Annotated in this window: 13 protein-coding genes; 3 read left to right on the forward strand and 10 right to left on the reverse strand. The window is 66.0% G+C overall.

The window, feature by feature from the left end; all coding sequences use genetic code 11:
• The first annotated feature begins 45 nt into the window (after window positions 1–45).
• Window positions 46–510 (forward strand): RidA family protein, encoded by a 465-nt coding sequence (locus AC6LJW_RS19660; protein WP_427987791.1) that lies wholly within the window; start codon window positions 46–48, stop codon window positions 508–510.
• A 6-nt stretch (window positions 511–516) separates the two neighbouring features.
• On the opposite strand, the gene AC6LJW_RS19665 is transcribed toward AC6LJW_RS19660, so the two are convergent.
• The 5 genes from AC6LJW_RS19665 to AC6LJW_RS19685 form a co-directional block, all read right to left on the reverse strand.
• On the reverse strand, window positions 517–1,422 hold the full coding sequence (locus AC6LJW_RS19665; protein WP_056560997.1) for a LysR family transcriptional regulator: 906 nt from the start codon (window positions 1,420–1,422) through the stop codon (window positions 517–519).
• A gap of 54 nt (window positions 1,423–1,476) precedes the next feature.
• Window positions 1,477–2,349 carry an alpha/beta fold hydrolase gene (locus AC6LJW_RS19670; protein ID WP_427987794.1) on the reverse strand — a complete coding sequence of 291 codons (873 nt, stop codon included), beginning with the start codon at window positions 2,347–2,349 and terminating at the stop codon, window positions 1,477–1,479.
• A 308-nt stretch (window positions 2,350–2,657) separates the two neighbouring features.
• The gene (locus AC6LJW_RS19675) at window positions 2,658–3,248 is read right to left on the reverse strand and encodes a CGNR zinc finger domain-containing protein (RefSeq protein WP_498088056.1); all 591 of its coding nucleotides are present in this window, start codon (window positions 3,246–3,248) and stop codon (window positions 2,658–2,660) included.
• 103 nt (window positions 3,249–3,351) lie between these two features.
• Window positions 3,352–4,257, reverse strand: coding sequence for a pirin family protein (locus AC6LJW_RS19680; RefSeq protein ID WP_056560988.1), 906 nt, complete (start codon window positions 4,255–4,257; stop codon window positions 3,352–3,354).
• Window positions 4,258–4,359: 102 nt separating this feature from the next.
• Complete coding sequence (locus AC6LJW_RS19685) at window positions 4,360–5,058, reverse strand: pirin family protein (protein ID WP_056560985.1); 699 nt, start codon at window positions 5,056–5,058, stop codon at window positions 4,360–4,362.
• A 182-nt stretch (window positions 5,059–5,240) separates the two neighbouring features.
• On the opposite strand from AC6LJW_RS19685, the gene AC6LJW_RS19690 reads away from it, so the two are divergent.
• A complete protein-coding gene (locus AC6LJW_RS19690) occupies window positions 5,241–6,152 on the forward strand; it encodes a LysR family transcriptional regulator (RefSeq protein WP_056560983.1) in 912 nt (303 codons plus the stop codon).
• A 15-nt stretch (window positions 6,153–6,167) separates the two neighbouring features.
• Here the strand turns inward: AC6LJW_RS19690 and ntrC are convergent, their stop codons facing one another.
• The 5 genes from ntrC to rdgB form a co-directional block, all read right to left on the reverse strand.
• On the reverse strand, window positions 6,168–7,673 hold the full coding sequence (ntrC, locus tag AC6LJW_RS19695) for a nitrogen regulation protein NR(I) (RefSeq protein ID WP_056560980.1): 1,506 nt from the start codon (window positions 7,671–7,673) through the stop codon (window positions 6,168–6,170).
• Entirely contained in the window at window positions 7,673–8,737 is a 1,065-nt protein-coding gene (gene glnL / locus AC6LJW_RS19700; RefSeq protein WP_056560977.1) for a nitrogen regulation protein NR(II), read from the reverse strand. The genes ntrC and glnL overlap by 1 nt, the downstream gene beginning before the upstream one ends.
• Window positions 8,738–8,923: 186 nt before the next feature.
• On the reverse strand, window positions 8,924–10,336 hold the full coding sequence (glnA, locus tag AC6LJW_RS19705) for a type I glutamate--ammonia ligase (RefSeq protein ID WP_056560974.1): 1,413 nt from the start codon (window positions 10,334–10,336) through the stop codon (window positions 8,924–8,926).
• Between the two features lie 182 nt (window positions 10,337–10,518).
• Complete coding sequence (hemW, locus tag AC6LJW_RS19710; protein WP_056560971.1) at window positions 10,519–11,739, reverse strand: radical SAM family heme chaperone HemW; 1,221 nt, start codon at window positions 11,737–11,739, stop codon at window positions 10,519–10,521.
• Window positions 11,740–11,773: 34 nt separating this feature from the next.
• Window positions 11,774–12,397 (reverse strand): RdgB/HAM1 family non-canonical purine NTP pyrophosphatase, encoded by a 624-nt coding sequence (rdgB, locus tag AC6LJW_RS19715; protein ID WP_056560968.1) that lies wholly within the window; start codon window positions 12,395–12,397, stop codon window positions 11,774–11,776.
• A gap of 202 nt (window positions 12,398–12,599) precedes the next feature.
• Between rdgB and AC6LJW_RS19720 the strand changes: the two genes are divergently transcribed.
• Entirely contained in the window at window positions 12,600–14,453 is a 1,854-nt protein-coding gene (locus tag AC6LJW_RS19720) for an EAL domain-containing protein (RefSeq protein ID WP_369818936.1), read from the forward strand.
• Window positions 14,454–14,560 lie beyond the last annotated feature (107 nt).

The following is a 14,560-nucleotide window of genomic DNA, read 5'->3' on the forward strand; positions in this document are numbered from 1 at the left end:
GGACGCCCGCCGCGCGGCGGGCGTCCCATCACCGAGAGATCCACCATGTCCATTGACGCCAGATTGGCCGAACTCGGCCTGATTCTTCCACCCGCGCCCCAGCCGCTGGGCCAGTACACCGCCGTCAGCCAGGCGGGCGACCTGCTCTTTATCTCGGGCCAATTGCCGCTGCGCGATGGGCACGTGGCGTGGCAGGGCCGAGTCGGGACGGAGCTTACCGTCGACCAGGGCCGGCAGGCCGCCGAACTGGCCGCGCTGAACGTGCTGGCGCAGATCCGCCAGCACACCGGCAGCTTCGACCGCCTGGACCACCTTGTCCGCGTCGAAGGCTATGTCGCCAGCGCGCCGGGCTTTCTGGATCAGCCCGCCGTGCTGGATGGCGCATCCGGCCTGTTTGCGCGGGTGCTCGGCGAGAAGGCCGGCCACGCGCGCACCGCCAATTCGGTCGCGCAGCAGCCGGGCAACGCGGCGGTGATCCTGGTGGTCATTGCCCAGCTGAAAGGCGCCTGACCCCGCTCAGTCCGCCAGCTTGTCGACCAGAAAATCGACAAACGCCCGAACCCGGCGCGATACGTGCCGGGCATGCGGGTACAGCAACACGAACGGCCGGGTGCTGCCGCCATGCTGGGGCAACACCTCGGCCAGCCTGCCCTCGCGCAGGTCGTCTTCGACCACAAAGCGATAGGTCTGGAACAGGCCCGCGCCCGCCCGGGCCAGCGTGACGCCGCCCAGCACGTCCTCGCCCGTGCCATAGGCGCCGTCGGTCACGATGTCGACCGCTTCGCCCTCCACCTGAAACGTCCACGGAATGCGGCGCCCGCTGCTGGGCCGGTCGAACTGGATGCAATCGTGCGCGGCCAGATCTTCCAGCGATTGCGGCGTGCCGCGCCTGCGCAGGTACCCGGGCGCGCCGACCACCACCAGCTCCGCGTCCTCCAGCTTGCGCGCGATCAGCGCCGAGTCGTCGGGCGCGCGCCCGCGCACCGACAGGTCATAGCCGTCGTCGGCAAAATCGACATTGCGGTTGCTGATGTGGACGTGCACGTCCACGTTGGGATATTGCTCGCGAAACGCGGGCAGCAGCGGCAGGACGCGGTAATGCGCATAGGGCGTGGGCAGGCTGATGCGCAGCCGCCCCGCCGCGCCCTGCCCGCCCACCTGACGTTCGGCGTCGACCAGTTGAGCAATGGCCGGGCGCACCTGCTCGAAGTAGGCGCGGCCCTCGTCGCTAAGCCGGATGTGCCGCGTGCTGCGCACGAACAGCCGGATGCCCAGCCGCGCTTCCAACCGCGAGACGCTGCGGCTGACGGCCGCCGGCGTAACGCCCGCGGCGTTGGCGGCGGCGGTGAAACTGGTGAGTTCCGCCGCCAGGCAGAACATCTCGATGCTGCCCAGCTGAAGGTCGTCAAAGTGGCGCGTCATGCGGGCTCCTGCCGTGAAGACCGGGCGGTGGGACCATCGGGCCGCCCTCGCCGGTCAGCGTCCCAACACATCGACGATGCGCTGGGCGATGTAATGGCCGTGAGTTTCCAGCGCGAAGTGGCCGGTGTCCAGCAGTTCGACCACGGCATCCGGGTTGTCACGGCGATAGGCCTCTGCACCGGGCGGTATGAAGAACGGATCGTTGCGGCCCCAGATCGCCAATGTGGGCACCTGGGCCTGGCGGAAGAACGCCTGGAATGCCGGGTACTGCGTCAGGTTGTTCGCATAGTCCAGAAACAGATCTAGCTGGATGTCCTTGTTGCCCGGACGTTCAAGCAGGGCCGCGTCCAGCGTATAGCCTTCGGGCGCGACGCTGTCCGGATCGCCCACGCCATGCACGTACTGCCACTTCGTGCCTTCGAAGTTCAGGATGGCGTCGTGAATGGTCTGGCGGTTTGCGGGCGTCGGATCGTTCCAGTAGGCGCGGATGGGCGCCCAGGCATCGCCCAGGCCGTCGAGGTAGGCGTTGCCGTTCTGCGAAACCAGACCGGTCACGCGCTCGGGGTGCGCCACCGCCAGCCGCAATCCGGTCGGCGCGCCGTAGTCAAAGAAATACATCGCGTAGCGGGTCAGCCCCAGTTCGTCGACAAACGCTTCCAGCGATTTGGCCAGGTTGTCGAAGGTGTAGCGATAGCCGCGCTCGGCCGGGACTTCGGTAAAACCGAACCCGGGCAGATCGGGCGCGATGACGCGAAAGTGCTTGGCCAGCTGCGGGATGACGGTGCGGAACTGATGCGACGACGTGGGAAAGCCATGTAGCAGCAGAAGCACGGGCGCTTGCGGATCGCCGGCTTCGCGATAGAAAAACCGCAGGCCGTCGGCTTGCGCGTGGCGGTAATGGACGATGTTGTCGGACTGGGCGTTCATGATGGTCTCCGGGAGGGATTCGGAATTCGAAAAGAAGCGGGTGTCTGCCGTTGTTGCGCTGTCGCAATGTAGGTGTCTGACACCCGTTGAGGCGTTACGGCAGGCTGGAGATCATCTCCCCAGGGTGTCAGACACCGGCATCCTGCGACGGGTTGGATGTTTCACGGCACAGTCTACGCATTTCTAGTAACCTGTCAACGACCATTTTACCAGTTACGCACGGTTTTCCGAATTGCCGCCCCCAGCCTTCCCGGCAGCCAACCATGAAAAAGCCCGGCATGAGCCGGGCTGGGAGTCGTCGCGTGTTGTCATTTCGCCTTGGCGCTGGCGTCTGCCGCCTCGCGCTGCCGGAACGCCGCCACCTTGTGCCGGTTGCCGCACAGCGCCATGCTGCACCAGCGACGCTTGTGCGACCGCGTCCGGTCGTAAAACCACAACGAGCAGGTATCGCTTTCGCATTTACGCACCAGCCCAAAATCGCCATGCGCAAGCAGATCGGCCGCCGCCTCTGCCACCGGGAGCAACCATTGCGCCGCCGTGTGCGAGGGATAACGGCGCGACATCACCAGGCTGCCATCGTCTGCCGGCGCAAGCTCGAGGTGACTGCCGCCCGCCGCCAGCGCGCGATTCAGCGCCGATAACGCCAGCGGCGCATGCGCCTTGCGCTGGGCCACCAACGCTCGGACGGTTTCGCGCAGTCCGCGCGCGCTTTCCAGCAGACCGGAAGGCGCGGCGCCCTGCGCGGCGGCAACACCCTCAAGCGACAGCCAGCCCGCCACGTCCGCATCCGACTGCCATCGGTCGACCGGGCCGGCGCTGTTCTGCTCGACGGTGTTGATCATGTCCAGGGCGACGTGATCGCCCAGCTGTCGGAATTCGGGTGCGTGGCTGGTGTTCATAGTGATCTCCGGCGACAGTGTAACCCTCAAAAATAAACAATAAAAGTTACACGATCATGGGGCGGCATGACATCCCCCATCACGCATTGTCATCCCACCCCGCTCAGGCGCGGGCTTCGGGCAGCGGGATGAACTCGGTTTCGTCGCCGGGCACGATCTGATCGAAGCGCGTGCGCTGCCAATCCTGCTTGGCCTGCTCGATGCGGTCCTTGCTGCTGGACACAAAGTTCCACCACACGAAGCGCGGACCGTCGAGCGGCTCGCCGCCCAGCACCGCGAAACGTGCGGCCGTCCTGGCGCGGATCTGCACCGGCTTGCCCGGGGCAAAGACAACCAGGCGCCCGCTCTCGTAGGTCTGGCCGTCGATTTCCACCTCGCCTTGCGCCAGGTAGGCGGCGCGTTCTTCATGCTCCGCCGGCAACACCGTGGTCGCGCCGGCCTGCAGTTGCAGGTCGCCATAGAACAGCGGCGACAGCGTCTTGACCGACGACGTCTTGCCGAACAGCGAACCGGCCACAACCTGGGCGCGCACACCCTCGCCTTCGATCACCGGCTGTGCATCCAGCCCGTAGTGTGTGAAGCCCGGATCGGTTTCTTCGTGCGCCTTGGGCAGCCCGACCCAGATCTGCAGTCCACAGAGGCGTTGCGGCGCCAGCCGGCTTTCTGGCGACGAGCGTTCGGAATGGACGATGCCGCGGCCGGCGGTCATCCAGTTCACTTCGCCCGGCAGAATGGTCTGCGTGTTGCCCGCGCCGTCGCGGTGGACCATGGAGCCTTCGTACAGATAGGTCACGGTGGACAGACCGATATGCGGGTGCGGCCGCACGTCGATGCCGGCGCCGACGTCGAAGTCCGCCGGTCCCATCTGGTCCAGGAAGACGAACGGACCAACGCTGCGGCGCTGCATGGAGGGAATGGCGCGGCGGACGGAAAATCCGCCCAGGTCGCTGGTGCGCGGCACCACTACGGTTTCGATCTGGCTTTCGCCGGCTTGGGACAGGGTCGACATGGTGCAATGCTCCGCATGGATAGGCCTGGGGCCATCTTAATGGCCTCGCGGCCGGTAATGTGTGAAACCGGGCGGATTCCAGAATCCGCCCGGCCGTTGGCGTCAGGCCAGGTCGAACACCAGCACTTCGGCGTCCTTGCCGCCCGACACGTCGACGCTGCCGGCGTCGGTGATCGCCACGGCGTCACCGGCATTCAGCGCGGCGCCGTTGACCGTCACACTGCCGCGGGCCACGTGGACCCAGGCGCGGCGGCCGGCAGCCAGCGGCAGCGAAGCCGACTCGTCGCCGTCGAACAGACCGGCGTACAGCCGGGCGTCCTGATGGATCTTCATCGACCCGTCAGCGCCGTCACCCGTCACCAGGGCTTGCAGACGGCCGCGCTTTTGCTCATCGCTGAAGGCGCGCTCTTCGTATTCCGGCGCGATGCCGGTCACGTTCGGCTCGATCCAGATCTGCAGCATGTGCGTTTCGGCGTCCGGCCGGGGGTTGAACTCGGAGTGCATCACGCCGCGGCCGGCGCTCATGCGCTGGACGTTGCCCGGCTGGATTTCCGAGCCGCTGCCCATGCTGTCCTTGTGGGCGATCGCGCCGTTCAGCACGTAGGTGATGATCTCCATGTCCCGATGCCCGTGCGTGCCGAAGCCGCGGCCGGCGGCGATGCGGTCGTCATTGATGACACGCAGCGCGCCGAAGCCCATGTGAGCCGGGTCGTAGTAGTTGGCAAAGGAGAAGGTATGGAACGAATCGAGCCATCCATGGTTGGCGTGACCCCGTTCAGCAGCGCGGCGAATCGTAAGCATCTTGAACTCCTGTTTCAATAATATGAATGATTAGGGGGTGCATCCCGGCTTGGCTTTCTGCCTTGCCGTTTGTCTGCATCCCCGGCATGAGTGGTATTCTGCGCGCCCTGCGGCTTGGTTTTGGCGCTATATTTTGATGACTTCGTTCAAATTATTTGAATACCTTCACTTGCCGCCATTCCATGCAGCCCATCACCCCTGAACTCCTTGTCCTGGTCGACGCGATCGCGCGCCACGGCAGCTTTGCCAAGGCGGCGCGCGAACTGGGCAAGGTGCCCTCCGCCGTCACCTATTCCATCCGCAAGCTCGAAGACGGGCTGGACGTGCTGCTGTTCGACCGCTCCGGACATCGCGCACTGCTGACCCCCGCGGGCGAGGCGCTGCTCAAGGACGGGCGGCATCTGTTGCAGTCGCTGGACGAGCTGGCCAGCCGGGTCAAGCGCATCGCCACGGGCTGGGAAGTGCAGCTGCGCATCGCCGTCAGCGCCGTGATTCCGTGGCGCCCCATCTACGACCTGATCGACGAATTCCATGCGGTGGGCAGCGCCACCACGCTGCGCTTTTCCACCGAGGTCCTGAGCGGCAATTGGGATGCCTTGACGTCCGGCCGCGCCGACCTGGTGATCGGCGCGGGCGCGGCGGGCGAACCCACGGGCCCTTACCGCTCGCAGGCGATCGGCGTGATGCAGTTCGGGTTCTGCGTGGCGGCGAACCACCCGCTGGCCTCGCTTCCCCAGCCGCTCAGCCGCGCGGACATCACGCGCTACTGTGCCGTGGTGATTGCCGATACCTCGCGCAACCTGCCCGTGCAGTCGCGCGGCATTCTGTCAGAGCAGCCGACGCTGGTGATGCCGTCGATGCAGGCCAAGATCGACGCGCAGGTGCGCGGCCTAGGCTGCGGTTATCTGCCGCTGACGCTGGCCGCGCCTTACCTGGCGCAGGGATTGCTGGTGGTGTGCGAAACGGATGAAGGCATGTCCCTGACGGAACACGTGGCGTACGCCTGGCGGGCAGAGCCGCCGGGCGAAGCCATGAAGTGGTGGCTGCAGAAACTGAAGTCGCCGCGCCTGTGCGAGAGCCTGCTCGGGATGTAGGCCCGCCCCGGGGGACTATTCGTCTTCGATACCCAGCTCGCGCAGCTTGCGCGTGATGGTGTTGCGCCCGATTCCCAACCGCGATGCGGCTTCGACGCGGCGGCCGCGGCTGGCATCCAGCGCGCTTTGCAGCAGGATCTTCTCGAACTGGCGCGTCAGCGTCGCCATGACCGCCGGCTCACCGCGCTCCAGCCGGTACTGCGCATCGCGCAGCAGCGAATCCTGCCAGTTGCGCGGCGCGCCGTCCTCTGCCGGTTCGGACGAATAAGCGCTGGCCTGCACGACCGTGCCCACGCCCGCCACCGTCACGGGAGGCCGCGATGGCGCAAGGCCTGCCTGCGGCTGGTGCTCCATGGCCCGGATCTCGGGCGGCAGGTCGGCGCGGTCGACCGTCTGGCCGGGCGCCATCACTGTCAGCCAATGGCAGAAGTTCTCAAGCTGGCGCACGTTGCCGGGGAAGTCGAACTTGGTCAGCACGGCCAGCGCCTCGGGCGTCAACCGCTTGACGGGCACACCCAGCGTGCGCGCGCTAGCGGTCAGGAAATGCTGCGCCAGCGCGGGAATGTCCTCGACCCGCTCGCGCAGCGGCGGCAGCCGCAGCCGGATCACGTTCAGGCGGTGAAACAGGTCTTCGCGAAACAGGCCCTGCTCGACCCGCTGCTCCAGCGGCTGGTGCGTGGCGGCCACGATGCGCACGTCCACGCGTACGGGCTGGGCGCCGCCGACACGGTAAAAGCTGCCCTCGGCCAGCACGCGCAACAGACGCGTCTGCAGCTCGATCGGCATGTCGCCGATTTCGTCCAGGAACAGCGTGCCGCCGTGCGCCTCTTCAAAGCGGCCGCGGCGCAGATTATTGGCGCCGGTGAACGCGCCGCGCTCGTGGCCAAACAGTTCAGCCTCCAGCAGGTCGCGCGGGATGGCCGCCGCGTTCAGCGCCACAAACGGTCCGCTGGCGCGCACGCCGTGGCCGTGCAGCGCGCGGGCCACCAGTTCCTTGCCCGTGCCGGATTCGCCGGTGATCAGGACGGTGACCTTGGACTGCGCCAGCCGGCCGATCGCGCGAAAGACTTCCTGCATGGCGGTGGACGACGATTGCGTCATCATCCAGCGCTCGTTGTTCTGTGCGGCTTCCCCCTGCCCGTCCGGGCTTTCCGGCTGGGTCGATTCCTGCATGGCACGCTGGATCAGCGCGACGGCCTCGTTCACGTCGAACGGCTTGGCCAGGTAATCGAACGCGCCGCCCTGGAAGGCGGAGACCGTGCTGTCCAGGTCGGCAAACGCGGTCATCACGATGACCGGCAGGCCAGGATGCCGCTCCTTCAGTTGGCGCAACAGCTCGAGGCCGTTGCCGCCGGGCATGCGGATATCGGACACCAGCGCCACGGGCGTCTCACGCGAAAGCGCCTCGAGCACGTCGGCCGATTGGGAAAAACTGCGGGTGGTGACGCCAGCGCGGGCCAGGGCCTTTTCGAGGACCCAGCGGATGGCCTGGTCGTCGTCGACGATCCATACGGGTTTCATCAGTTTGCGGGCTCCATCGGGAGGACCAGGCGAAACTCGGTGCGCCCCGGTCGGGATTCAAATTCGATGATGCCGCCGTGCTGTTGCACGAAGTCCTGCGCCAGGCTCAAGCCCAGGCCGGTGCCGCCAGCCCTGGCTGTGACCAGCGGGTGGAAGATGCGGTCACGGATGTGGTCCGGCACGCCCGGACCGTTGTCGATGATGGACAGCACGAGCGCCAGGCGGTGCTGCCGATGCGCCAGCATGACCTGCCGCGCAACGCGGGTGCGCAGCGTCACCACGCCGGGTTCGGTCTGCGGGCCTTGCGGGCGCGCCACCAGTTCCTGCGCGGCATTGCGCGCCACGTTGAGCACGGCCTGCATCAGGCGGGCGGCGTCGCCCTTCAGGTCCGGCACCGAAGCGTCGTAGTCGCGCTGGATCGTGACGTCGTTGCGGAATTCGGCCTGGATCAGCGCGCAGACGCGCTCGCAGATTTCATGGATGTTCACCGGCCGCGCATTGAGCGGCACACGTTGCGGGCCGCTCAGGCGGTCCACCAGGGCCTGCAGGCGGTCGGCTTCGGAAATGATGACCTGGGTGTATTCGGCCAGGGCTGCGCTGGGCAGCTCGGCTTCCAGCAGTTGCGCGGCGCCGCGCAGTCCGCCCAGGGGATTCTTGACTTCATGCGCGAGGTTGCGCAGCAATTCGCGGTGGGCTTCGATCTCGTCCACCAGCCGGTGGTTGCGGTCGGCCAGCACGCGTTGCTCGATTTCGCGGGTCTCGATCAGCACCGGCCAACGCTGGCCGGTCAGTCCCACGGTGGTCACCGCAACTTCCACGGATTCGGCGGCGCGGCGCAACGAGGCCAGTTGCCTCACGTCGGCGTACCTGCCGCCCGCGGCGCGGTCGATGGATGACTGGATATTTTCAGGGTTGTCGAACAGAGTGGCGGCGGAATGCCCGCCCAGTTGCTTGCGCGATCGGCCGAACAGGTCCTCGGCGGCTGCGTTGGCGTATTCGATGTGGCCGCGCTCGTTGACCAGGAAAACTGACGTGGCTAGCAGATCGAGAGCTTCAACATTCATTTTCAACGTACCCGAATGGACAGGGGAAAGCGGAACGCGTCCGCGACGGGCGCGCCTGCCCGGCGCCCTGCCCGCCGGCGCGGGGCCGGGCGGGCAATTCGTCGGGGGGCTACCTGGTGGTGCGCGTGGTGTGGGCAAAGTTTCTGCCTACCTCATCGCGCGCCCCCCAGCCACGGCCTCACACCATCAGAGGCTGTAGTACATGTCGAATTCGACCGGGTGCGTCGTCATGCGCAGACGCGTCACATCGGCCATCTTCAGGTCGATGTAGGCGTTGAGCATGTCGTTGCTGAACACGCCGCCACGGGTCAGGAACTCGCGATCCTTGTCCAGGGACTCCAGCGCTTCTTCCAGCGAGGCGCAGACGGTCGGGATCTTCGCGTCTTCTTCCGGCGGCAGGTCGTACAGGTTCTTGTCGGCCGGATCGCCCGGGTGGATCTTGTTCTGGACGCCGTCCAGGCCGGCCATCATCAGGGCCGAGAAGGCCAGGTACGGGTTGGCCAGGGGGTCCGGGAAGCGCGCTTCGACGCGGCGGCCCTTCGGGTTGCCGACGTACGGAATGCGGATCGAAGCCGAACGGTTGCGGGCCGAGTAGGCCAGCTTCACGGGCGCTTCGAAGTGCGGGACCAGACGCTTGTACGAGTTCGTGCCCGGGTTGGTGATGGCGTTCAGGGCCTTCGCGTGCTTGATGATGCCGCCGATGTAGTACAGGGCGAACTCGGACAGACCGGCGTAGCCGTTGCCCGCGAACAGGTTCTGGCCGTCCTTCCAGATGGACTGGTGGACGTGCATGCCGGAACCGTTGTCGCCAACGATGGGCTTGGGCATGAAGGTGGCGGTCTTGCCGTAGGCGTGGGCCACGTTGTGCACGACGTACTTGACGATCTGGGTCCAGTCGGCGCGCTGCACCAGGGTGCTGAACTTGGTGCCGATTTCGAGCTGGCCGGGGGCAGCCACTTCGTGGTGGTGCACTTCAACCGGCACGCCCATCTGTTCCATCAGCAGGCACATTTCGGAACGCATGTCCTGGAACGAGTCGACCGGCGGAACGGGGAAGTAGCCGCCCTTCACGCCCGGACGGTGGCCGGTGTTGCCGCCTTCGAATTCCAGGCCGGTGGACCACGGCGCTTCTTCGGACTTGATCTTGACGAACGTGCCCGACATGTCGGTGTTCCAGGTCACACCGTCGAACACGAAGAATTCGGGTTCCGGACCGAAGTAGGCGGTGTCGCCCAGGCCGGAGGACTTCAGGTAGGCTTCGGCGCGCTTGGCCAGCGAACGCGGGTCGCGGTCATAGCCCTTCAGGTCCGACGGTTCGACCACGTCGCACGACAGGATCAGCGTCGGCTCTTCGCGGAACGGATCCAGGTTGGCGGTGGCGCAGTCAGGGATGAGGAGCATGTCAGAGGCTTCGATGCCCTTCCAGCCCGGGATCGACGAACCGTCGAAAGCCTGCCCGCTTTCCAGCTTGTCTTCATCGATCGCAGTGGTGGGCACGGAAACGTGGTGCTCACGGCCAACCGTATCGGTAAAGCGGAAATCCACGAATTTCACTTCGTTATCGGCGATCTGTTTCAGGACGTCTTTCGGGCTTGCCATGTCATCTCCATTAGATAAAAGGGTCGAGGGCTTTGCCCGTCGACTGGCATAAAAGAGGGAAGCAATAAGCGTGCCAGGTTTAGCCCCGGTATTCCCGGGGGAGGCATGTCAGGCTTGAGGGAATGTAGCACCATCGTGGTGCAAAAGGTGGGGCATGACCGCCCCACCTTGGTGCGTGCACCTTACAGGAACATTTCCTGAAGGTCATTGAGGAAGCGCCAGCCCAGAGACGTCGCGCGCAGGCGCGTGGGGTCGGCGTCGAGCAGGCCCCGTTTCGAGGCTGCCTCCAATTGGTGCGCAATGACGGCAAGCGACAAACCGGTGCGTTCGTTGAACGCCGTGGCAGCCACGCCGTCTTTCAGGCGCAAGGCGTTGAGCATGAACTCGAACGGCAGCTCGTCCGGACCGACCTGGCGGCTCTCGGCCAGATGGCTCCCGTCGCGCGCCATGGCGGCCTGCATCCAGGAATCCGGACCACGAAGACGCGCCTCGCGCACGATGCGGTCGTGAAACGACAGCTTGCCGTGCGCGCCGGGGCCAATGCCCAGGTAGTCGCCGAATTCCCAGTAATTCATGTTGTGGCGGCTGCGGGCGCCCGGCTTGGCGTACGCCGACACCTCGTAGCGCGCCAGACCCGCCGCGGCCAGCTCGGCTTCCACCGCGTCCTGCATGGCAGCGCTGGTGTCGTCGTCGGGCAGGTCTTCGGGTGGAAACTTCGCGAAGACCGTGTTCGGTTCCATCGTCAGGTGATACAGCGACAGGTGCTCGGTGCCGAACGAAATCGCCTGACGCAGATCGGCCGTACAGGCTTCCAGCGTCTGCCCAGGCAAGGCGAACATCATGTCCAGGTTGACCCGGGCCGCCGCCTGTTGCGCCATGTCGATGGCCGCGCGCGCCTGCGCGGCATCGTGGATGCGGCCCAGCTTCTTCAACTGCGCATCGTCAAAGCTCTGGATGCCCAGCGAAAACCGCGTCACGCCGCTGGCCGCGTAGTCGCGGAAACGGCCCGCCTCGGCCGTGCCGGGATTGGCCTCCATCGTGATCTCGGCGTCCGGCCACAGATTCAGATAAGCCCGCAGCATCGCCAGCAGCTCGTCCAGGCCAGCGGCCGACAGCAGGCTGGGCGTGCCGCCGCCGATGAAGACGGAAATCACCTGACGGCCCCAGATGGACGGCAATGACTGTTCCAGATCGCTGCGCAGCGCATCCAGATAGGCGCGTTCGGGAATCTCGCCAGGCGCCGCATGCGAGTTGAAGTCGCAATACGGGCACTTGCGCACGCACCACGGCACGTGGACGTAGACCGACAGCGGCGGCAGGCTGGTCAGCGTGGCGCCGGCGGGAACAACGAGGCGCGACTTGGTCGCGCCCATGTCGTTGCGGATGGGAATGGTGATGGACATGCAAAAAATTCCTGGCGCCTTGGCGGCGCCGTGGTCAAGCGTGGCTCAGCTTGCTGAGCAGCTCGCGCAGCGCGCGGGCGCGATGGCTGACCCGGTTCTTTTCGTCGGGATCCAGCGACGCGGCGGTCAGCGCCATGTCGGGCAGGTAGAAGTGCGGATCGTAGCCAAATCCGTTGGCGCCTTCAGCTACGTCGATGATCTCGCCGTGCCACAGGCCTTCGCCGATCAGCGGACGCGGGTCGTTCTCGGAACGCACCAACGCCAGCACAGCGACATACCAGGCGCTGCGGTCGGCGACGGACGCCAGGTTGCGCACCAGCAACGCGTTGTTGGCCGCATCGGACTTTTCGCCGCCGTGCATCTTGGCATAGCGCGCCGAATATACGCCGGGCGCGCCGTCCAGCGAGGCCACGCACAGGCCGGAGTCGTCCGCCAGGGCCGGCAGCCCGGTCAGGCGGCTGGCATGGCGCGCCTTGGCCAACGCGTTTTCGACGAAGGTGACGTGCGGCTCTTCGGCTTCCGGCACGCCGAGGTCGCCCTGCGGCACCAGCTCGATGCCCAGCGGCGCGAACAAGGCGGAGAACTCGCGCAGCTTGCCGGCATTGTTGGAGGCCAGGACAACGCGGCGCAGGGAGTCGGGAATCTTGGGGGAAGTCATAGAGCGGATTGTATAGGGCCGGGCCGGTCGCAGGCCGGCTTCCCACAATATTGGCGCGGGTACCACCAACGTGTGAATTCGTTGTTGACACTTTTGTAACAGCGACTGAAGATTGCACGACACGATTTGTCGCAACAACGCAGACATATTTTGTTGTCAATATGACCTATCTTGTCACTGATCGTATCTCAATGCCCCGGCGATGAACTCCATTCACGCTTTGCCACGGCCGGCTGCGGCCCGTGCTCCCCGCAATTCCCCTGACGGAGTGTCCGCCCACGCCAGTCTGGCTGGCATCCTGCGCGAAAGATTGTTGCGGCCGCGCTTTCAACCGGTGGTCGACCTCTCGCACAGCCGCATCTACGGCCACGAAAGCCTGATCCGTGGCCCCGCCGACACCCCCTTGCACTTTCCCGACGCCTTGTTCGCCGAAGCGCGCCGGCAGGGGCTGCACCCGCAGCTTGAACTGGCCAGCTTCCGCGCGGGCGCGCGCGGGTTTGAACAGAACGACGCCTGCGGCAAGCTGTTCCTGAACCTGTCTGGCTCTGCCCTGCTCCATTACTGGACGCTCTGGGGCCACGACATGCCCAGCCGGCTGCTCAAGGACTGCGCGCTGGAGCCCGCCAGCATCGTCGTGGAACTGACCGAACAGGATCCGCTGTCGGACCGCATGGCCGAACTGCACAACGCCTTTGCCTGTCTGCGCGAGGCCGGCATGCGCATCGCGCTCGACGATTACGGCGTCGGCAATTCCAACCTGCAGCTCTGGGCCGAAACCCAGCCCGAGCTGGTCAAGATCGACCGGTATTTCTTTGACGGCATCGGCCACGACGAGCGCAAGCAGAACATGGTGCGCGCCATCCTGAAGGTGGCGCAACACCTGGGCACGTCGATCATCGCCGAAGGCATCGAAACCGCCGAGGATCTGGCCGTCGTGCGCGAGCTGGATATCCGCTACGCGCAGGGGTGGTTCCTGGGCATGCCCGACGAAACGCTGCTGACCGAGCTGACGCCGCCGCTGCGCGATTCACTGCGCTCGCGCACGTCGGCGCCGGTATCGCAGCGCGCCGCCGGCGGCACCGCCGTCAGCCTGCGGGTCGAGGCGCCGGCCGCCCTCTTGACCAAGCACACCAACGATGACGTGCATCGTCTCTTCATCGAGCACAAGAACCTGCACGCCGTGGCGGTCGTCGACGCCGACAACCGGCCGGTCGGCATCATCAACCGGCGGGACTTTTCCGAACACTACGCCCAGCGCTACACGCGCGAGCTCTTCGGCCGCGACGCCTGCTCGACCTTCATGAACGCCGAACCGGTGCTGGTGGACGTAAATGTGTCCATCGACCAGCTGAGCCACGTGCTGATTTCCGAAGACCAGCGCTACCTGATGGACGGGCTCATCATCACGCGCGACGGCCGCTACGACGGCCTGGCCACGGGCGAAACCCTGGTGCGCTCGGTGACCGAGATGCGCATCGAGGCGGCGCGCTACGCCAATCCGTTGACGTCCCTGCCCGGCAACATCCCCATCAGCCGGCACATCGCCACACTGCTGGAAGACGCCGCGGACTTCACGATCTGCTATGGCGACCTGAACAATTTCAAGCCCTTCAACGACGTCTACGGCTACTGGCGCGGCGACGACATGATCATGCTGACCGCCGACGTCATCAAGCGTCACTGCGATCCGCAGCGCGATTTCGTCGGGCATGTGGGCGGCGACGACTTCGTGGTGCTGCTGCGCAGCCCGGACTGGATGGCGCGCATCGAGCGCATCATTGCCGAGTTCAACGAGGGCGCCATGTCCCTGTACGACGAGCAGGGCCGCCGCAACGGTGGCATCGAGGCCGAGGACCGTTACGGCGTGCCGCGCTTCTTTCCGTTCGTGACGCTGGGCGTGGGCGCCCTGACCGTCACGCCCTCGCTATGCGAGCGCATCCGCCCTGAGGACATCGCCTCGGCGGCCGCCCATGTCAAGCACAAGGTCAAGCACGGGAACCTGTCGCTCGTGGCCGAGCGCTACACAGGGGCCGTCCTGCCGGAGCTCGCCGGCTGAGGCCTCGCGCGCCGCTGCCTGCGCGCCCTGCGCAATCTGGAATTTGGCCACGGCCCGGCGCAGTCCTTGCGCCTGAGCTTCCAGCGCCGCCGCGGCAGCCGCCGTCT

It is taken from the genome of Achromobacter sp. 1012554356 (assembly GCF_059760815.1).